At 67.0% G+C, this 18,859-nt stretch carries 13 protein-coding genes and 1 CRISPR repeat array; of the genes, 10 read left to right on the forward strand and 3 right to left on the reverse strand.

Annotated features, from left to right (window positions below; translation table 11 throughout):
• Positions 1-55: 55 nt before the first annotated feature.
• Positions 56-1,564 (forward strand): glycoside hydrolase family 36 protein, encoded by a 1,509-nt coding sequence (locus FK256_RS10145; protein ID WP_141424675.1) that lies wholly within the window; start codon positions 56-58, stop codon positions 1,562-1,564.
• 25 nt (positions 1,565-1,589) lie between these two features.
• On the opposite strand, the gene FK256_RS10150 is transcribed toward FK256_RS10145, so the two are convergent.
• Entirely contained in the window at positions 1,590-2,900 is a 1,311-nt protein-coding gene (locus tag FK256_RS10150; RefSeq protein WP_141424676.1) for an ATP-binding protein, read from the reverse strand.
• A gap of 388 nt (positions 2,901-3,288) precedes the next feature.
• Between FK256_RS10150 and cas3g the strand changes: the two genes are divergently transcribed.
• The 5 genes from cas3g to csb2 all read left to right on the forward strand — a co-directional run bounded on the left by cas3g (position 3,289) and on the right by csb2 (position 10,170).
• Positions 3,289-6,081, forward strand: a complete 2,793-nt coding sequence (cas3g, locus tag FK256_RS10155) for a type I-G CRISPR-associated helicase/endonuclease Cas3g (RefSeq protein ID WP_141424677.1) — start codon at positions 3,289-3,291, stop codon at positions 6,079-6,081.
• The gene (locus tag FK256_RS10160) at positions 6,074-6,985 is read left to right on the forward strand and encodes a hypothetical protein (RefSeq protein WP_141424678.1); all 912 of its coding nucleotides are present in this window, start codon (positions 6,074-6,076) and stop codon (positions 6,983-6,985) included. The genes cas3g and FK256_RS10160 overlap by 8 nt, the downstream gene beginning before the upstream one ends.
• Before the next feature lie 24 nt (positions 6,986-7,009).
• Entirely contained in the window at positions 7,010-7,585 is a 576-nt protein-coding gene (locus FK256_RS10165; RefSeq protein WP_141424679.1) for a type I-E CRISPR-associated protein Cas6/Cse3/CasE, read from the forward strand.
• Between the two features lie 64 nt (positions 7,586-7,649).
• Positions 7,650-8,861 (forward strand): type I-G CRISPR-associated RAMP protein Csb1/Cas7g, encoded by a 1,212-nt coding sequence (gene cas7g, locus FK256_RS10170; protein ID WP_141424680.1) that lies wholly within the window; start codon positions 7,650-7,652, stop codon positions 8,859-8,861.
• The gene (gene csb2 / locus FK256_RS10175; protein WP_244936345.1) at positions 8,854-10,170 is read left to right on the forward strand and encodes a type I-G CRISPR-associated protein Csb2; all 1,317 of its coding nucleotides are present in this window, start codon (positions 8,854-8,856) and stop codon (positions 10,168-10,170) included. Before cas7g ends, csb2 begins: the two co-directional genes overlap by 8 nt.
• An 18-nt stretch (positions 10,171-10,188) precedes the next feature.
• A CRISPR array of direct repeats spans positions 10,189-10,522; the repeat unit is 29 nt; unit sequence GTCAGCCCCGCGCAGGCGGGGGTAGAGGG.
• A gap of 267 nt (positions 10,523-10,789) precedes the next feature.
• On the opposite strand, the gene FK256_RS10180 is transcribed toward csb2, so the two are convergent.
• Positions 10,790-12,229: a DUF4832 domain-containing protein gene (locus FK256_RS10180; RefSeq protein WP_244936347.1), complete on the reverse strand. Its 1,440-nt coding sequence runs from the start codon at positions 12,227-12,229 to the stop codon at positions 10,790-10,792.
• Between the two features lie 441 nt (positions 12,230-12,670).
• Between FK256_RS10180 and serC the strand changes: the two genes are divergently transcribed.
• Positions 12,671-13,750 (forward strand): 3-phosphoserine/phosphohydroxythreonine transaminase, encoded by a 1,080-nt coding sequence (gene serC / locus FK256_RS10185; RefSeq protein WP_141424683.1) that lies wholly within the window; start codon positions 12,671-12,673, stop codon positions 13,748-13,750.
• An 84-nt stretch (positions 13,751-13,834) separates the two neighbouring features.
• Positions 13,835-15,025: a phosphoglycerate dehydrogenase gene (locus tag FK256_RS10190; RefSeq protein ID WP_141424684.1), complete on the forward strand. Its 1,191-nt coding sequence runs from the start codon at positions 13,835-13,837 to the stop codon at positions 15,023-15,025.
• 151 nt (positions 15,026-15,176) lie between these two features.
• Here FK256_RS10190 and FK256_RS10195 read toward each other — a convergent pair whose 3' ends face one another.
• Positions 15,177-15,914: a DUF4352 domain-containing protein gene (locus FK256_RS10195; RefSeq protein WP_141424685.1), complete on the reverse strand. Its 738-nt coding sequence runs from the start codon at positions 15,912-15,914 to the stop codon at positions 15,177-15,179.
• Positions 15,915-16,177: 263 nt separating this feature from the next.
• Here FK256_RS10195 and FK256_RS10200 point away from each other — a divergent pair, with 263 nt between their 5' ends.
• Together FK256_RS10200 and FK256_RS10205 are read left to right on the forward strand one after the other, a co-directional pair.
• The gene (locus tag FK256_RS10200) at positions 16,178-17,911 is read left to right on the forward strand and encodes a sensor histidine kinase (protein WP_244936349.1); all 1,734 of its coding nucleotides are present in this window, start codon (positions 16,178-16,180) and stop codon (positions 17,909-17,911) included.
• Between the two features lie 117 nt (positions 17,912-18,028).
• On the forward strand, positions 18,029-18,808 hold the full coding sequence (locus FK256_RS10205; protein ID WP_141424686.1) for a response regulator: 780 nt from the start codon (positions 18,029-18,031) through the stop codon (positions 18,806-18,808).
• Positions 18,809-18,859: the final 51 nt, after the last annotated feature.

Below are 18,859 nucleotides of genomic sequence, written 5' to 3' on the forward strand. Positions count from 1 at the left end.
TGTCTCGACGGGGACCCGACCCGCAGGCGGGACAGGCAGGAGCTGAGGAGAGCGCATGATTCACCACATCACTCTGACCGGGCGCAGTATCGCCCTGGCCTGCGACGGTACGGTGACCACCCAGCACGGGGCCGGCGGCGCCACTGGTGCGGTCTACGTGGAGGCCTCGCACCTGACCCTCTTGCACGACATGCGCGACGGCGAGTTCTACCGCACCGGCCAGAACTCCTGGTCGCCGTCGGGCTGGCGCCGCCTGAGCGAGGCGCCGATGCGCATCGCGAACCAGCAGCGGCGTCGGACCGCGGACGACGACTCCTGGGACGATCCGGCCCGCCACCACTCGGCTTGGATGGCGGTCCTGGAGGACGCCTCCGGGGCGCTGCTCGTGGGCTGCCTGGATGGGCGCACGCCGCGCCTGCGCGCCGACACCGCGGTTCTGGAGGCCTTCACCGAGTCCGGCGATTCGGCCCGCTGGGTGATCCTGCCCGGCCCGGCCACCGCCGTCATGGCCCGCTACGCGCGCGAGCTCGGCGAGACCCTGGACAGCCGGCCGATCACGCCGCAGAGCGTGTGGTGCTCCTGGTACTCCTACTACGAGGGCATCTCGCAGGAGGCGCTCGAGCTCGAGGTCCCGCAGGTCGCCGAGCTGGGCTTCTCCACGCTTCAGATCGACGACGGCTGGCAGGCCGCGGTCGGCGACTGGGAGGCGGGCGAGAGCTTCGGCGACGGCATGGAGGCCGCCGCGACCCGGATCCGCGAGGCCGGTATGCAGCCGGGCCTGTGGGTGGCGCCCTTCATCGCCCTGCCCGGCTCCCGGGCGGTGCGCGACTACCCGGAGATGTTCGTCCACAACGCCGACGGCGGACTGGCCGTGGCCGGCTCCAACTGGGGCGGCGACTACTACGCGCTGGACACCACCCACCCCACCGCCCAGACCTACGTGCGCAAGCTCATCGCCAAGATCGTCCACCGGTGGGGCTTCGACTACCTCAAGCTCGACTTCATCAACGCCGCCGCCGTCCCCGGTTACCGGCACCGGCAGATCGACCGGGAGGAGGCCTATCGCACCGGACTGCGCCTCGTGCGCGACGCCGCCGGGGAGGAGGCCTTCCTCCTGGGGTCCGGGGCGCTCATCATGCCCTCCATCGGGCTGCTCGATGCGGTGCGGGTGGGGCCGGACGTGGCCCCCATGTGGGAGAACTACGCCTCCGACGACTTATCCGACGCCAAGGCCTACAACGCTCTGCACGCCGGCATCAACCGGCTCTGGCTGGGGCGGGTCATCGGGGTCGACCCCGACGTCGTCTTCTTCCGTCACCGCCGCAACCTTCTGGACGACACCCAGATGCAGTGGCTGCGCGACGTCGCCGAGGCCAGCCGCTACCGGTGTCTGTCGGACCGGATGAGCTGGCTCGACGAGGAGGAGAAGGAGGCCGTGCGCGCCTACTTGGCCGCCGAGGACGAGCCCCTGGAGATCCTGGACCGCTACCGCTTCAAGCTGGGCGAGCGCGAGATCGACCTCACCGAGGCCATCGAGGGGGCATCATCGGCGTACCCGCTGTGAGGCGGGACTGAGGCGTAGGAGGATCTCATGGCCCCAGTAGAGCGGCCGGTACGACGGCGATGCCGTCCTCATCCCGGTACGCCAGGCGGCCTGTGGTCACCAGGACCGCGTCCGCGAGCCTCGGCCCGATCTTCTTGCGCAGCCAGCGCAGGTGCTTGGTGTCGTCCGGTTTGGGAGTGGCCCTCGCCTTGATCTCGAAGGCGACGACCTGGCGGTGGGGTCCCTCGAGGATGATGTCGATCTCCTGGAGGCCGCCCTTGGTCCGGAGGTGGAAGACCCGGGCGCTGAGGAACTCGGCGTAGACCTGAAGACTCTGAATCACCAGGGACTCGAACAGCGAGCCGAGTACCCGAGGACGGCGCGGAGTGCCCCGTGGGCTGGTGAGGATAGGGTGGCCGACGCCGAGCACCTCGGAGGGACCGTATCCGAGAAGGCGGGCGGCCAGGGCAGGGTCGCACAGCTGGTGCTTGTCGGCCAGGTTGTTGCGGGAGAACTCGTTCTCGCTGGGGCTCCAGCCTGGAACCGGGTCCAGCAGCCACATCCCGCTGAGATGGTCTCGGTAGGAGCGCGCCGTCGCCAAGCTCATGTCGGTGTTCAGTGGTCTGTTCGCCAGCTCGGCGATGGAGGTGAAGCTCGCCGTCGTGGCCACCGCGCTGGCGTAGGCTGTCAGCCACTCCCTCATGGATCGTGAACGTCGCCTGCCGCCCGTCGCTTCCAGCAGATCATGCCGAAGCGTTTGCTCGATGTATCCGTCCAGCTGGGCCTGGCGCCCTAAAGGTGGCTGCTCCCTGATGGCGGGGAAGCCGGAGCGGCAGATCTCATCGACGTATTGGTCGATCGCGATGCGCGTGTACCCCTCGATCGGGGTCAACTCGGAAGGGTCCTGTGAGCCGAGTGTGCTGTCCAGCAGCTTCCCCACTGAGACTGTTGGGGCCTCGATCGCGCGCTCGGCCAGGCTGAAGGGACGCATCCGCAGAGTGATGATCCGTCCTGCGCCTGTGTGAGTGGGCGCCTGGGACGGCGTGGAGGACCCGGTGAGCAGAAAACGGCCGGGAGAGGGATCGTCGTCGACGGCGCGACGCACCCGGTCCCACAGCTCGGGCATGCGCTGCCACTCGTCGATGACGAGAGGGCTGGGAAGTGCGGTGAAGCGCGATCCGATGGCGGTGAGCTGGGCGCGTTCGTCAGGATCGTCGACGGCGATGAAGGTAGTGCCGTGGGTTCTGGCGGTGCGGGTCTTCCCGACGGCGCGGGCTCCCTCGACGCTGACCGCCGGGACCGACCGCAGCAGCTCCTGGAGGCGCTGGTCCATGAGACGCGGCCGGTAGGTGGTCATGAATTGATCGTAAGGGCCACTTTGTGCTGCCGTACAGCCGAAAGAGTGGGTCTGTGGATAACTCTGAGGCTTCGGCGTGGTGAGGACAGTCGGTTCGGTCGTGTCTTCATTGACTATTTGGTCAAGGATTAATGATCAGTTTAGTCAAGACTGACATCGATCGTTGTGCCCCTCGGGGTCCCGACGCAGTAGCAGGCAGTGACAGAGGGGACTCGCTGAGTGTAAGATGAGTCTCATTGCCGCCGTGTCTCTCAAGAGATATATCGGCTCCACAGTTGGTGGAGGTAGCGGATTATCGATGGTCCGCACGGAAGTACCGGCGGTGCTGCCCCAGGGGACTGGGGGTTGAACTTATCTATGGTAAGACCAACTTCTCAGGAGCGTTGATGTGAATCGCCTCGACTTCACAGACTTCTTCCGCGAGATCACTGGGCACGAACCCAGGGACTACCAGGTGCGCCTGGCCGAGCGACTCGCCTCGGGAGAGCCACCGTCCCACCTCAGCGTGCCGACCGGGATGGGCAAGACCCTCGCAGTTCTCCTCGGATGGCTGTACGCGCTGGCGCAGGACGCCGAGCAGGCGAGCCGACGTCGTCGGAGGCGAGTGGTCCCCTTGAGACTGCATCTCGTTGTCGACCGGCGCGCCGTCGTCGACGACTCCTTCGAGGCGGCGCTGAAGATCAAGGAGGCACTCGGAGAAGGTGCAGGTGATCGCTCGGTGGCGAGACAAGTGGCCGAGGTGCTGCGATCCGCCTTTGCAATCCCTGCTGAGGCGGAGGTACTCGAGGTGCGCCGTCTGCGCGGCGGGCTCGCTGATGCTGATCGGGACCTGACGGAGCACACGCGCTACCCCTCGCGCCCGGCCATCATCGTGGGAACACTCGATATGACCGTGTCCCGTCTGCTGTTCCGCGGCTACCAGCTCTCGCCCTACCGCCGCAGCATCGATGCGGCGCTGACCGGGATGGATGCGTTCTGGGTCCTGGACGAGGCGCACCTCTCCGGGCAGGCCCTGACCACCTTGTCCGTGCTCCGCAGCGAGGAGAACAGGCTCGAGGATCGTTGTGGTGGCAGCGTCCCGGGCCTGCAGATCATGCCGATGACGGCGACACCCATGACGCTTCCCACCCTCCACCGGGAAGCCGACCAGGAACCAACTCCCGGTCTCAGCCTGGACTGGGAGGAGGAGTGCCGCCTGGACCCGCAACTGGCTGCGCGTCGGGCGCATCGTGACAGTGTCCCGGTGGACGTTCATTGTGTGAATGGCAAGGCGGCAGCCGCTCTCACAGAGCAGGCATGTACCCGCATGAAGGAGCTGAGCCAGGGAGAGTCGCTGGTCGTCTTTTGCAACACCTTGGACACCGTCAAGAAGGTAGTTGCCGGGTTGAAGAAGGAGATCCGGAATCTGGGAGATCAGGCTCCTCGCTTGGACGTCATGGTCGGCGGGATGCCTGCTCGTCGCAGCGAGGACGCCGTGAAGAGACTCTCCCCTTATCGGACGGGGGCCGAGGGTCGTCAGGACGCTCAGGCCACCGTCGTCGTGGCCACATCGACTCTGGAGGTTGGTGCCGACCTCGACTTCACCCACCTCCTGACGGAGGGCTGTCAGGCCGGCTCCCTGGTGCAGCGCCTGGGACGAGTCAACCGGGTCGGCGCCCGCTCCGACGGCAGCGTGGCCATCGTTCATTCCACCACGAGTAAGGACCCGATTCACGGCGGTGCTGCTGACGCCGTCGTCGACCTGATCGACGGCGCCACCACCCTCGGTGAGGTCGTGAAGCGGCTCGATGAGGTTGATGGGCGGGAGGAGCTGGTGAATGCGACCCAGGTTCCGGTCGTCATCCCTCCCAATGTCTTCGCCGCCTATCTGCGCACCATGGGGTCCCGCAACGACGCCCCCGTCCATCCGTGGATCCGGCGACTGGCAGACCCTCGACCGGACGCGTTCATTGTCTTCCGCACGAGTGTGGGAGACCTCGCCGGCGTCAGTCCTGAGGCCCTCCAGGAGGACCTGACGCGGTGGCGGCCCGATCTGCGAGCCGAGGCCTGGAGCGTTCCGCTGAGCGATGCTCGGGATGTGTCGAGCCAGGCGCTGAAGAAGCAGGCCCTTGTCATCATTGACCCGACGACTGAGGACGCGCCTCGCATCTTTGAGGCCGGGGTCTCGCTGCCCGATCTGGTTCCCGGTCAGATCATCGTCATGGCGCCGGGTAAGGACAGCAACCCGTACGGGCTGGAAGGCGCCGGCCGTGACTACTCCGGGCAGCACGTGATGCCTGGTGCCACGGCTGAGGAGGTTTCCAAGGAGTTGGTGTCCCTTGCAACGGGGACGGACCAGGGACCGGGCTGGAGGCAGGCCGCCATCCTCACGGACCTGTCTGGGGGCGACGTCCGAACCGACGACCCGTACGCCGACCTCCTGGAAGAGGCGGCCTTGCTCGCAGTGCCACCGGGCTGGCAGATCGACGACGACGTCGTTGGCGCCGACAGTCGTCACCCGTGGCTGCGCCTGCGGCTCGTGGAGGCCGCCACCGAACGTCCCGCGAGCACCGAGGACGACGCCGATGAGCGCACCCTGTGCGGTCACGGAGACCAGGTGGGTGAGCGTGCAGGACAGTGGGCCCGAGCTATCGGTTTGCCGGAGAACCTGGTGGAGGACCTCGTCACGGCCGGACGCCACCATGACGATGGCAAGGCCGATCCCAGGATGCAGGCCGCCCTCGGGGCTGCGGTGGATGAGTGCGGTTTCCTCCTTCTGGAGGATCCGGGGCAGCGGAAGCGTCGAACGCCGCTGAGCAAGTCCCGGCTGCCTCGCAGGTACTGGAACCGCTTCATGCGCATGGCCGGCGTGCCCTCCGGCTGGAGGCACGAAGCGGCCTCAGCGGATCTCCTCGAGGAGCAGCTGGACAGAGGTGAGCAGACGGCGCACGATCCTGACCTGGTGATGCACCTTGTCCTCAGCCACCACGGCCGCTTCCGAGGCCCAGGACCGGTGTGCCTGCCCGAACATGGAACAACTCCACGGCATCAGAACCCGAATGACCCTTCCTGGGCGGAGGCTATAAGCCGTTTCCACCGTCTCAATGATCGCTATGGCCCCTACACCCTGGCGCTGATCGAGACGATCCTGCGTCTGGCCGACTGGGACGTCTCGCAAGAATTGGAGCAGAACCATGAGTAGTGCTGGATGCCGTGACGCTTCTACTGAGTATCGCCTGACTGCATTACCGGGGTATCGGGCCGCCTACGTCCTGGCGACCTGGGGACTGGTGTCCCTTCTTCCGGGGGCGACGCTCCGCTTTGAGGGGGAAGGAGTCCCCGTCGTCGGCTATGGCGGGGACACGGATGAGCTGGTGAACGTGGCCGCTCGTAGCCTGGCGGAGCGAACCTGGAAGCTCGGGGATCATGGTTTACGCGGCATCGCCACGACGACGCCCACGCGATCTGCGGTCAACGTCCTGTCACATGTCGGCTGGCAGGCCGCTGAAAAGACGAGCGACCTCAGCACATCTGGGCCGGTAGCCGTCTTCGATACGTCCGCGACGTCGGCCGACCAGTCGAAGATGACGAGGACGCAGGATCTCCAGGTCCGGTCCTCAGCATTGACCCTGCTCAGCGGCAGGAGCCATACCGCCAAGTCGGTGCAGGACACCTGGGGACTCATGGGCGAGTCACTGATCACTGCGGATGACGCTGTCGCTGCGGGGGCGGCACACCTTGACCGACTTGTGCGCGGCGACCTTACCGTTGCCCGGGCCAAGCCGGGGCTGCGCTTCTCCGCCAGTCAGGCGACCCCGCGTATTACCAGTGGATCCGAGGAGTGCGATGTGTACCCGCTCGTGGATCTCCTGGCCTTCTGCGGGCACCTGCTCCTCCAGCCGCAGCAGCGAGAAATGACGCGAGAACGTGCGGCCAAGGCCCTCACCTGGGTGCTGCATCCGGTTCCCCTCACCATGGAGGCGATCATCGATCTGCATGAGTCCCCGCCGCCCGAACTCCCGTGGAACCGGTGGACGTCCCGCATTCGTGGCACCGGATCCACGTCCAAGGTGACATCGTTCGCGCCCGCCCACCCCGGGGCATGAGAAAGGAAGAGGTGACAACAGCCCATGCCTGATCAGATTGCAGTCCTTCCACTGGCACAGGCGCTACCGGACCTGGGAACACCTGATGCGGTCCATCGCCTCGCCATGTCGTACTTGCCGGATCTCAGAGGCGCTTCGCGATCGATTCGCGCAGACCTCGGTGTTCTGTACCGCCTGGCTCTACCAACCGAGTACGGCGGGCAAAAGGGTTCCCTGGTTATCAGATTCCGGGCCGATCTCGATCTGCCCGGAACACAGGCCATCGAGGCGCCGTCAGGGTTTGCCGTCGGTCAGCGCTTCACTGTTCGAGCGGTGGCTGAGAAACGCCATGCGGACGAGTCGGGAAAGAACCGTGTCCGGGCCGTCCTCGACGAAGAAGCCCACGGGTGGGCCACCGATCTGCTGGAGCGCCATGGTCTGGGGGTCCGTGAGCTGACGGTCTCGCCCAGGTGGTTCGTGGGCCGACGAGGCGGACGCTCCTTCACGCTCCGGGATCTCACCGGCACCATCAGCAATATCAGTGAGGCCGGAGAATCCGCCTACCGTCAGGGAATCGGGAGAGGGAAGGCCTACGGCTACGGAATGCCCTTGGTGCTGTGACTGCGCAGATGTGAACTGCGCTCGGCCAATATGATGATAGATACGTAGATAAGGAGATTGAACGATGACGACGGCTCAGGAATTTCGCTCCACCATCGGTGCCCTCATGGATGATAATGCGGTGGCTGGAATCAGTGTGACCAGTGAATATGAATCATTGGCGGGAATGACGGTGACGCCGCCGGCGGGCACGATCCGCCAAGAGGGGGAGGTTGTCGGTTTCTTTGAAACCTTCGACGGTAAGAAGGCGGCCACGATTGATAGTTGGGGCTCCCAGGCTTCGCGGTGCGAGGCGCTTCTGGCCAGTCGCTTCAGAGGAGGAACCTCTATTCTCGCCGAGGTTCTGGGGTTCCCCATGGTGGTCCTCCTCGATGAGGAAGGAGAGGTGCTGACCACTTCCGTGGAGCTCTCGCACCGGCAGGCCGACGCCACCTGGAGGCTCATACGAGACGAGCTCACCGGCAAGGGTGTTGATTTCGAGGGAATCCAAAACGCCACCCGCTCCCAGCCGGATGCCCTGCTCGTCGGGTTCCCCACGGCGATCCCCTTCGGCTGGTGGCACTCGCAGACGAAGCGATCCCAGAAGGCTGTTGACGAAGCTAACAAGGGAGGGAAGAAAGGTGGAGGCAAGAATGCTCGTGAGCTGAATGCGACGCGGGATGAATTTCTTGGTTATTATGTCATGGATCCTGCGGAGTCGCGTTCCGCCAGACTGTTCACATCGGAGATTGTGGCGACTGGCGTGTCTGAACGACGCCGTATGGCTGGGAAAACGGATCCACTCTTCGCGGCAACCAGTAATAAAACGACGATTCGGGGAGTAAAACTTTCCGCTCTGGGAATTGGGTCATTGCCTCCCCTTGCTGTTGCTGAGGCTCCATCAGATTTAACGTACGACTCTATTGTGGGGAAGGCCTTCTTCTCCCTCGCGGGGTTGAGGACATTCGCCTTCTCTCGCCCGGAGCCTGCACGGGCGCTCGTGGTCAGCCTGACCCTGCTGCTGTACCGACTGCTTCAGGAACGGCTGGACTTGCGCGCAGGGGCGGAGCTGCGTCTGCGCGAACCGGGCCTCGAGGCCAAGGTCGAGAGGCACGGAGCACCCTCCGAGCCCCTCGCACTGCCGGAGGTCGACGAGCTGGTGGACCTCGTGCGTGACCTCGGCCAGGAGATCGGTTGGAACGGCGCCACCACCGTCACGATCACCCACAATTCCCCGCTGGGAAAGATCATCCTGGACGTCGATGGGCGCAAGACTGATGGACGCAGTGATGAGTGATCTGACCATCACGGCCTCGTTCCCCCTCGGGGAGTTCAATGCGCATGATGGGGACGGTCGCGCCGAATGGCCGCCAGCACCAGCGCGGGTACTGGCTGCGATGCTGTCCGCCGCCCATGGCCTCGGAGAGGGCGTCGCCGAGGTCGAGGCTCTCTTTCGATACCCTCCTCCACGGATCACCGCCCCTCCGGCCGGCGAGCGTCAGATCGGTTACCGGCGGTGGGTTCCCGTCAACAATGAGGTGAAGACAGCCAAGAACGGTTCGCCGACCGGGATCATCGACCGAAACGACCGCCTCCTGGAGAAGCAGGCGAAAGATCCCGAGCGCGGCATGATGATCGGTACTGATCCGAGCGACGTCGTGCGTTGGACCTTCGCCGCTGATGATCGGGTCGATCTGGGTGTCCTGCAAAAGGTGGCGCGGTCCGTGGAGTACCTCGGGCGTCCGACCTCGCCCGTGCTGCTCGACGTCGTCGACGGCGCTGATGAGGCGCCACCTCACCATTCCCGTTGGGAACCGGACCCGCTGGGCTGGATTCAGTTGCGCGTGGGAACGGAAGGACTCCTGGCTGCTTTGGATGCGCGAGAAGAGGAACGGCGCCGCAGCACCGTGACGGGAACGCACCCGTATATGAGCGTGCGACCCACCGCTCCCTACCGGCTCGTAGGTGCGCGGCCAGGAGACGGAGCGGCGCCTGATACTCGGGAGTTACTGCGCTCATGCTCGCTCTACCGAATGCCCCATGGTGGGAGAGAAGGTGCAGTTCTGGTTCACGCCGCCGACGCTGCTCTCGTCATGGAGCAACTGCGAGATTCCCTTGAAGGGGCGGGCTGGATGCTGCCACTCATCGGTGGGCTGGGCCGCCGCCACCTGCCCGTCCTGCGGGGGGTGCTCGTGGCCGGGGGGCCTCGGCCTCCCTGCGTGGGACTCGCGGTGAGAACGGGGGTGGTTGAGGCGAGACTTGCCGAGACCAGGACATTGGCTTCCCTGCCGCGAGTTCTGCGGGCCGCCACGGCTCCTTTGTCGCAATGGACCACCGTTGTGCCGACGGCGGAGGATCCTGAAGGCATCATGCGCATGCTGAAGAAATGCGCCTTGGGGCTCGGCTGCGGACTCGTTGAGGTTGAGCGGCACTCCGAGTCGCGAAGCGACGGAGGCATTGATGTGCAGGAGGACAACGGGCGCTGGCACGTCTCGGTCGCCTTCGACGCGGTGGTGCCCGGGCCGGTTGTCTTCGACGGCACGCTCATGGTTCCCCTGGGGGCCACCACCTTGGCGGTGAACCCACGGCGACCCCGAGCCGACTAACATCGCAGGTCAGCCAGTGTCAGCCCCGCGCACGCGGGGGTAGAGGCGGCGTGATTTTCGGGGACCTGGGATTCGGCAAGTCAGCCCCGCGCAGGCGGGGGTAGAGGGTCCTCCCCGGTAACCCAGGTAGTGCGCACCCCGTCAGCCCCGCGTACGCGGGGGTAGAGGCAGGTTGCGCGACCGCGCGGCCTGGGACTCCATGTCAGCCCCGCGCAGGCGGGGGTAGAGGGTCCGGCAGGCGCAGGGTTCGTCTCGACGACGAGTCAGCCCCGCGCAGGCGGGGGTAGAGGGCCCGCGATACGCTCGGCTCCGAGCTCGACCACGTCAGCCCCGCGCACGCGGGGGTCCAGGCACAGACGTGCGGCTTGCGCTGTGCTGGGCCAGGCCCGCTGGCCCAGGATGCCTATTGCACGAGGGTGGGGTTGTACTGGCCAGGGGCGGCCGGGGTTGATCGAGAACGTACTTCTTCCGCGAGAACTGCGTTATCCCGCAGACGACTGGGGGCAGACCCCAGTGGTCTGCGGGAAAAGTACGTTCCCGAAGGGAATCGCAGTTCCCGATGCGGGAGCGCTGATCCCTGCGCCGTCGGAACGGTCGCCCGCCGCCCCGCCGTGCCGGTCTACTTGGTGGGGGTGCGGCCCAGGGTCAGGTAGCCGGGGAGCGTCTGGTCCTGTCCGGCGCTGGAGAACCGCAGTGGCTGGCCCGATTCCAGTGGGTTGACCACGCGCACCAGGATCGTATTCTCACCCGCCGGGTCCTCCGGGAGCTGGCCGGAGAAGGTCTGGGTCTTGCCGACCTCGATCTTGCGCAGATCGCCACTGAGCGTGGTGCGCCCGACCTCCACACCGGTCTGGCTGTTGACGGCCACAGCCTCCACGCTCCAGTTGTAGTAGAAGGGGGCCACCCCGTTGTTGGCGATCTGCACCTCGACCTTGCCGTGGTGCATGCGCCAGCGCGCCACCGACAGGTCGTAGCCGGTCTCGGCGGACATCTGCACGGCCCGCTCGTGCTCGGTGCCGCTCAGCGTCGTCGTGAAGGCCCAGTTGTCCACCAGCCAGCTCGCGTGCGTGGCCTTGATGGAGGCGCTGATGTCCACTGTGCCCCCGTTGGCTCCTGGGGTCATGCAATTGCCCGGGTTGCGCACCGAGCACTCCTGGATGTTCGGGTAGACCTCGCCGCCGATCGGGTAGTGCTGCCAGGCCTGGTCCGCCTTCGCCTTCTTTAGCTGGGGCAGGAAGTTCCAGTCGGCGGCCCCCGTGGTCTCGTAGCCGAAGGAATCGTCGTGGTAGCCGATCCTGCGCTTGGCCGTCTCCGCGGACGGGTAGCGGGCCATCGTCGGCGTCACCTGGAAGGCTTTGTCCCAGGTGTCGATCAGGGTGTTCTGATTCGCCGGCGTTGGCATCCAGTCCTCCCCGGTGGGGTTTTCCTTGGAGACCTTGCCGTTCATCGGATGAGTGTGCCCCTCTCCCCAGAAGCCCACGAGGCCGTGGGTGATGAAAGCCAGGCGCGGATCGCCGTCGTACTGCTGACCCAGGGCCGAAATGAAGCCGGTGAGCATCGACATCATCTCGGGGGAGTTGTAGTCGGGGGCGAGGGACTGGCCCGGCGCGTTGCCGTTGAACGTGTACTCGCGGGTCAGGACCGCATGGGAGGTGAGCAGGTAGGCCGGTATACCGGTGGGGCGACCGGGGTAGTCGACGTAGAAGCGCAGCACCGCCTGGTGTCCGCGCGAGGCGATGGCGTTGAGGTGCGCCTCCAGCGCGGCCCACGAGTACGTGCCCGGCCCGGTGACGACGTCGCTGGCCGGGAGTGTCAGCCACTCCATCGTGTAGGGCGGGGCCGACTCGGGCAGCCCCGGCGAGTAAGAGGCGTCCGACGGCGCAAAGGGCATCATGCCCTTGAGCGGGTTGGCCTGCGGCGTGGCCCCTGCCGAGACCTCGGTCCAGGCCCGGTTGCAGTTGCAGGCCCGGAATCCGGTGGCCAGGGACACGACGGCGACCAGCGCCACGATGAGGGCGCCGAGCCGCGGCCTGCGGCCCCTGCGGAGCCGGTCGAACATCTGACGGCTCAACGGACGCGGGCGACCTGAAGCAGAACCGCGCGATTCCTGCGCGGCCGACGCATCGGAGTAAGACGCTGCTGCCGAGGTAGTGACGTCGTTCTGTGAATCGATCATGAAAACTTGTAGGTAGGGATTTGGGTATGAGGCTAACCCTACCGGTCAGTTAGCCGAGTCTTTCTGTGCTATCGCTGACAACGTGCATGGTTGACAGAAACGGGCCGCTGTGGCAACTCCATCTCTGGACTACGTGAAAAATCTGTGGCGGCTGCCTGTCGGTTCGCCTTGTCTCCGCCATACTCCGACGTCGGTGGGTGCCGTCGGTCGAGAAAAACGCCCCGAGCCGTTCTGGGTCATCACGCGGCCTTGCGGATGCGCGGCGCCCTCCTCGCCAGGCGGGATGAGATTGCCGCCGCGCGCATAAGCGGCAATGATGACTCCGTGCGCGTCTTCAATTTCTCCGCCGGTCCTGCCCAACTCCCCCTGCCCGTCCTCGAGCAGGCCGCCTCCGAGCTCACCAGCTGGGGCGGGTCGGGAATGTCCGTCCTGGAGGTCTCCCACCGTGGAGCCGACTTCGTGGCCTGCGCGGCCGACGCCGAGGCCACCCTGCGCCGCCTCCTGTCCATTCCCGAGAACTATCGTGTCCTCTTCCTCCAGGGAGGGGCCAGCGCCCAGTTCGCCGGCATCCCCCTCAACCTGACCGCCCCCGGCGACACGGTCGCTTACCTCAATACCGGCCAGTGGTCCGCTAAGGCCATCAAGCAGGCCGGTGCCTACGAGCTCGACGTCGTCGTGCCCGCCGATGAGGCCGCCTCCTCCTACACGACCACGCCCGAGCCCGGCTCCTTCACCGTGCCCGAGGGCGCCCGCTACCTGCACTACACGCCCAACGAGACCATCGGCGGCGTCGAGTTCGACTACGTTCCGGACTCCGGCGACGTGCCACTCGTGGCCGACTTCTCCTCTACGATCCTCTCGCGGCCCATCGACGTCAGCCGCTACGGCCTCATCTACGCAGGCGCCCAGAAGAACATGGGACCCTCGGGACTGGCCGTCATCATCGTGCGCGAGGACCTGCTGGGGCGGGCCCGCCCGGTGACCCCCACCGTCCTGGACTACCAGAAGATGGCCGACGCCGACTCCATGCTCAACACGCCCCCCACCTTCGCCATCTACCTGCTGGGGCTCATCGGCCACTGGATCGAGGACGACGGTGGCCTGGAGGCGATGGCCGAGCGCAACCGCGCCAAGGCCGAGCTCCTCTACGGCTTTATCGACTCCTCCGACTTCTACGCCAATCCGGTCCAGAAGCGCTCGCGGTCCTGGATGAACGTGCCCTTCACCCTGGCCGACCCCGCCCTCGACGCCGACTTCCTGGCCGGCGCCCAGGCCGCGGGCCTGACCAACCTCAAGGGCCACCGCTCCGTGGGCGGTATGCGCGCCTCCATCTACAACGCCATGCCGATCGAGGGCGTGCGCGCCCTCATCGACTACATGACCGACTTCGCCGCCCGGGCCTGAACCTGCGCGCCCCGCCGACCTTTGAACCCGGCTCCCCGCCGCAACCGCTCCCTCCATTCGGACCGTTCTGAAGAAAGTACCTCCGTGACCACCAGCAGCGCCGATCACAAGTTCCGCATCCGCACTCTCAACGCCATCTCCGGGGCGGGCCTGTCCCGCCTGCCCGACGAGCTCTACGAGGTCGGCGGCTCCGTAGAGGAGCCCGACGCCCTCCTGGTGCGCTCGGCCAAGCTCCACGACACCCCCATCGAGGACTCGGTCCTGGCCGTGGCCCGTGCCGGTGCCGGCACCAACAACATCCCGGTGGACAAGCTCACTGAGCGCGGTGTTCCCGTGTTCAACACCCCCGGCGCCAACGCCAATGCCGTCAAGGAGCTGGTCCTGGCGGGCCTGTTCATCGCCTCGCGCAACCTCATCCCGGCGGCCCGCTTCGCCCACACCCTCGAGGGCGACGACGTCGAGATCGCCAAGGCCGTCGAGGCCGGCAAGAAGCAGTTCGTCGGCTTCGAGCTGCCCGGCCGCACGCTCGGTGTCATCGGGCTGGGGGCCATCGGCGTGCAGGTGGCCAACGCAGCCCTGGGACTGGGTCTCAACGTCGTCGGCTTCGACCCGGGCATCTCCGTGGAGCACGCATGGCACCTGAGCGCCGAGGTCGAGCGGGCCGACTCCATGGAAGAGGTCTTCCGCCGCGCCGATATCCTCACCGTCCACGTGCCCCTCATCCCCGCCACCCGCGGGCTGGTGAGCACCCAGCGCCTGGCCCTGATGAAGGAAACCGCGGTGCTGCTCAACTTCGCGCGCGCCGAGATCGTCGACACCGACGCCGTCGTGGCCGCCCTGGACGAGGGCATGCTGCGCGGTTACGTGTGCGATTTCCCCTCCACGCAGGTCCACAAGCATCCCAAGTGCATTTCCCTGCCCCACCTGGGGGCCTCCACCAAGGAGGCCGAGCGCAACTGCGCCATGATGGCCGTCGAATCGCTGCGCGGCTTCCTCGAGAACGGCCAGGTGCACAATTCGGTCAACTTCCCCGAGGCCGTCATGGCGCGACAGGAGGACACGCACCGGCTCGTCATCGTCAACCGCAACGTGCCCAACATGGTCGGTCAGGTCTCCACGATCGTGGCCCAGCACGGGCAGAACATCGCCAACCTGCTCAACAAGTCGCGCGGTGAGCTGGCGGTGACGCTGGTCGACGTCGAGGGTGAGATCGAGCCCAAGATCCTTCAGGAGCTGCGCGCGATCGACGGCGTCCTGTCCGCCCGCGGCATCTGACCAGCCTTCCTTCGCGGGCGAAGACAATCCGCACGTGCGGGAACAGAGATTCCGTTCCCGCACGTGCGATATTTTTCCGCCCAGTGGGGGCGTACCGGCCGCGCGGACTGTCCCCGCACGCGCCGCATGCGCCCATGGGCTCGATGAGCCGTCAGAGGTTGTTGATCCAGGCCCGACGGTGTCCGAACAGCGAGAGCGTGGGCTTGTAGAGGAGCACGTACTGGCCCCCGGCCGACACATCAGTGCTGAAGCAGACGTCTCCACTGACTGATCCTCCTGCGATGAGCTTGGAAGCCGACAGGTGATTGCTCGACCCCATGAAGCCGGCGTTGCTGATCGCCCCGGCCGGATCCTGCAGCGTGAAGTCTAGGGCGTTGACGTCCAGGGTGTTCTTGGAGGCGTTGGTGATCGTGACGGTGGAGCAGGCGGTGGGGCCCAGGGTGGCATCGCCCGCGGCCACGGTCGTGGCAGTTACCTGGATGCCGTCGTCGTCGATCATCTCACCGGCATTGCCGACGACGTCGCTTCTCTGCATCCCGGGGAAGCTCAGGCCGGAGTCGCTCTTGCCGGCATCCGCCTTGCCCGCGTCATTGGCCTGAGCCGTCTGCTCCGGGGCCGGTGCGGCGTCCTGACCGGCGCTGTTCTGGGAGAGCGCGGTGGCGGCGGACTGGGCGGCGGGCGAGGTGGCGGCTGCGGAGTGCCCCGAGCCTCCGCCCCCGTTCAGCGCCGAGGCGACGATGCAGACGCCGACGAACGCACCGATACCGGTGAGGATCTTGTGGCGGGCGAACCAGGCCCGCTTCGGCTCGGGAACAGGTCCGAAGGCGGGAGGCATGGGGTAGCCCGGTGCGGGAGCGCCGGCGGGCGAGGGCGGGACTGGACTGGTCATGATGGGTCCTTCGAGATGTGGGAGGAGAGGTGCCAGCCGGGATGCGGCTGCACCGGTACTGGCTTGAGCTGACGGGATCAGCTGACGGGAACAACGATGGCCCCGGCCGTACCCCGCGCACATCGACCGATGAGACGGAGGCGGCTGTCCGAAAGTGCCCTCATCGCACCTGTCCGAAAGGACGACGGTGCCGCGCCTCAGCCGCCCACATCGTGTCCTATCGGGCGATCCTGCATGTCAGTGCCCGGCTCTACAGTGGGCACATGTCAGTCCCCGGCCACCCGCCCGCCCCTACGCCAGGCACTCCGCCCGCTCCGGGCTGGCGTGGCGGCCCCGGCGTCGGCCGGGCGGCTCCCGCCTCTGGGACGCCGATTCCGCAGAGGCGCGCCTCCTACCCTCCCTATCCCACCTACCCGGTGCATTCCGCGTACTCCACACCCCCTGCGTATCCCGGGTACCCTGCCACCACTGCGGGGGCGGTCCCCTACTACCGGCCACCGATGCCGTCGGTTCCCTATGCTCCCGTCGTCCCTGCGAGAACGGTGTCGTCGTTCACGGCATCTCTGTCCCAGTCGCAACGCCGCGCCCTCGAGGTCATCCTCGAGGTTCTGCGCTCCGCGGGCCTGCTCACTCTGTGCTTCATCGACTCCATGTGTGCACTGGGATATCACCTCGGTCACGAGCAGGCCCTCAAGATAAGCAATTCGTTCCTCGATGCCATGGGGTTCCTGATAGGACTGGTTCTCCTTGTGGCGGTCTTTGTACGCCGGCGCTGGCCGGTGGCGATCACGGTCGCCTCGGCGCTCGCGGGCATCGCGATCTACCTGGACACCACGGTGGGGCTCATCACCTTCACCACCGTGGTTCGCCGGGCCCGATCCCTGCGTGATCCCGTGCCCTGGGCAACGGGCGCTCTGCTCGCTGTCGGCGTGCTGGTGTCGCTCTTGCGCGACGCGAGCTACGGCTCCACCGGGAACTCGATGGTCGGCGTACTCACCTCTGCATCCCCTGACCCCAAAGCCGTGACCCATGTGTCGACGCCGCAGGTGCTGTTCCTTGCGGTGGTGGCGATGGTCCTGCCGATCGCCGTCGGGCTGTGGCTGCGCGCGCGGGACGGTGAGAAGGAGGCACGACGCCGGGCCCAGGAGGCCGCCGACGCCTCGGCTCGTGCCGAGCGCACCGCCCAAGAGCAGGTCCGAACCTCGACCCGCCTGGCGGATACGGTCAGCCTGCAGGCCGAGCGCGAGCGGGTGGCCCGCGAGGTGCACGACGGACTCGGCCACCGCCTGTCGCTGCTCGCCCTCCACGCCGCTGCCCTGGAGCAGGGCGTGCTGGCGACGTCGGACCCGCAGGGCGCCTCGGGCTCCGCGGACGAGGACGATCCCCAAGCCGCCGCCCAGCGCGTGCGGGAGGAGGCCCAGGGCGCCATGCGGGACCTGCGCTCCCTGCTGGCCGTCCTGCGCGAACCGGTGGGCGCAGCCGAGCCCGCCCCACATCTGGAGGACCTCAAGGAGGTCGTGGACGGGGTGCTCGCCGCCCGTCAGCCGCTGAGCTCGTCGATCTACCTCGATCGGGCTGCCGAGGCCGACGAAGTGCTCTCCCGCGCCGTCTACCGGATCGTCCAGGAATCACTGACCAACGCCCGCAAGCACTCACCCGGTATGAGCGTCCAGTTGCGCGTGGAGGGCGGGCCGAACACCGGCATCGACATCACCTGCTCCAACCAGCTCCCCTACCGGATGTCGGCGACCGAGCAGGACGGTCAGGATGCAGAAGCCTCTGAGGCCCCCCACAGCGGCGACGCACGCCCGGAGCCGGGCTCCGCAACCGGCGCCCTGCCCGGTGACACCCAGGGCGGCTCCGGTTTGAAGGGCATGGCCCGGCGGGCGGAGATCTGCGGAGGCACGTTCCAGGCGGGCCCGGACGGCCGCGGCAGATTCGTGGTGAGTGCGCATCTACCCTGGCGCTCCGCGGACTCGCGCCAGACCGGCCACTGACCCGTTCCATCCTCGGGAGATATCGGCGGATGCGCTGGGTGGGCGACCTGAAGAAACATCGAGCGCCTGGGCCGTTGGGACGGTGAACGTGTCGGCGCACGCACCTAGGCTGGCCCCGTGCCCGACCCCTCCGCCGCCCCGGCCTCCTCAGTATCCCAGTCCGTCTCCCCCGCTGCCCCCGCGCCGCCGGCGTCCCCGGTCCGCATCATTCTCGTCGACGACGACCCGCTCACCCGCGCCGCCATTAAGCCGCTCCTGCGGCCGCGGGAGGATTACGCCGTGGTCGCCGAGGCCGGTGACGGCCGCCAAGCGATCGAGGCCGTCGGCCGCGTCGAGGCGGATATCGTCCTCATGGACCTCGGCATGCCCGTCATGGACGGGATCGAGGCCACGCGCCAGATCTGCCAGGTGCCGCGTCACCCCCACGTCGTGGCGCTGACCACCTGGGATGTCGACGACGCCGTCGTGCGGGTCATTGAGGCCGGAGCAGTGGGATACCTGCTCAAGTACTCCGCCTCCGAGGAACTCGATGCCGGACTGCGCCGGGTCATGGCGGGCGAGTCGGTCCTGTCACCGGGGGCGCTGGCCGAGCTGCTGCGCTACGTGCGCTCCCAGCCGGCACTCGCGGCACCGGCGCTGGCGGCCTACGATGCCCACGCCGAGGAGCGTCAGCGCGCTGTGGTCCAGGCTCGTCAGGCCGCGGCCGGGCTCAGCCGGCGAGAGCTGGACGTTATCGCGGCGGCCGCTGAGGGGCTGACCACCGAGGAGATCGCCAGCCGGCTGTACATCTCCGCCTCCACCGTCAAGGCCCATCTGCGCAGCGCCCAGGAACGGGTCGGCGCCCGCAACCGGGTGCACCTAGCGGTCCTCGCCGAGCGCGCCGGTCTGCTGGGGTAGGTGTGAGAGTTCAGCCGTGATCGGTTGAATCGAACGAGTACAGCTGGTGCC

This window comes from Actinomyces johnsonii, assembly GCF_006546835.1.
Lineage (GTDB): Bacteria > Actinomycetota > Actinomycetes > Actinomycetales > Actinomycetaceae > Actinomyces > Actinomyces johnsonii.

What these genes read in the sequence shown, in the direction of transcription:
- FK256_RS10165 (WP_141424679.1), top strand. Translation starts at nt 7,010, where the DNA reads ATGCCTGATCAGATTGCAGTCCTTCCACTGGCACAGGCGCTACCGGAC.
- FK256_RS10180 (WP_244936347.1), bottom strand. Translation starts at nt 12,229, where the DNA reads ATGTTCGACCGGCTCCGCAGGGGCCGCAGGCCGCGGCTCGGCGCCCTC.
- cas7g (WP_141424680.1), top strand. Translation starts at nt 7,650, where the DNA reads ATGACGACGGCTCAGGAATTTCGCTCCACCATCGGTGCCCTCATGGAT.
- FK256_RS10150 (WP_141424676.1), bottom strand. Translation starts at nt 2,900, where the DNA reads ATGACCACCTACCGGCCGCGTCTCATGGACCAGCGCCTCCAGGAGCTG.
- csb2 (WP_244936345.1), top strand. Translation starts at nt 8,854, where the DNA reads ATGAGTGATCTGACCATCACGGCCTCGTTCCCCCTCGGGGAGTTCAAT.
- FK256_RS10160 (WP_141424678.1), top strand. Translation starts at nt 6,074, where the DNA reads ATGAGTAGTGCTGGATGCCGTGACGCTTCTACTGAGTATCGCCTGACT.
- FK256_RS10200 (WP_244936349.1), top strand. Translation starts at nt 16,178, where the DNA reads ATGTCAGTCCCCGGCCACCCGCCCGCCCCTACGCCAGGCACTCCGCCC.
- FK256_RS10145 (WP_141424675.1), top strand. Translation starts at nt 56, where the DNA reads ATGATTCACCACATCACTCTGACCGGGCGCAGTATCGCCCTGGCCTGC.
- FK256_RS10195 (WP_141424685.1), bottom strand. Translation starts at nt 15,914, where the DNA reads ATGACCAGTCCAGTCCCGCCCTCGCCCGCCGGCGCTCCCGCACCGGGC.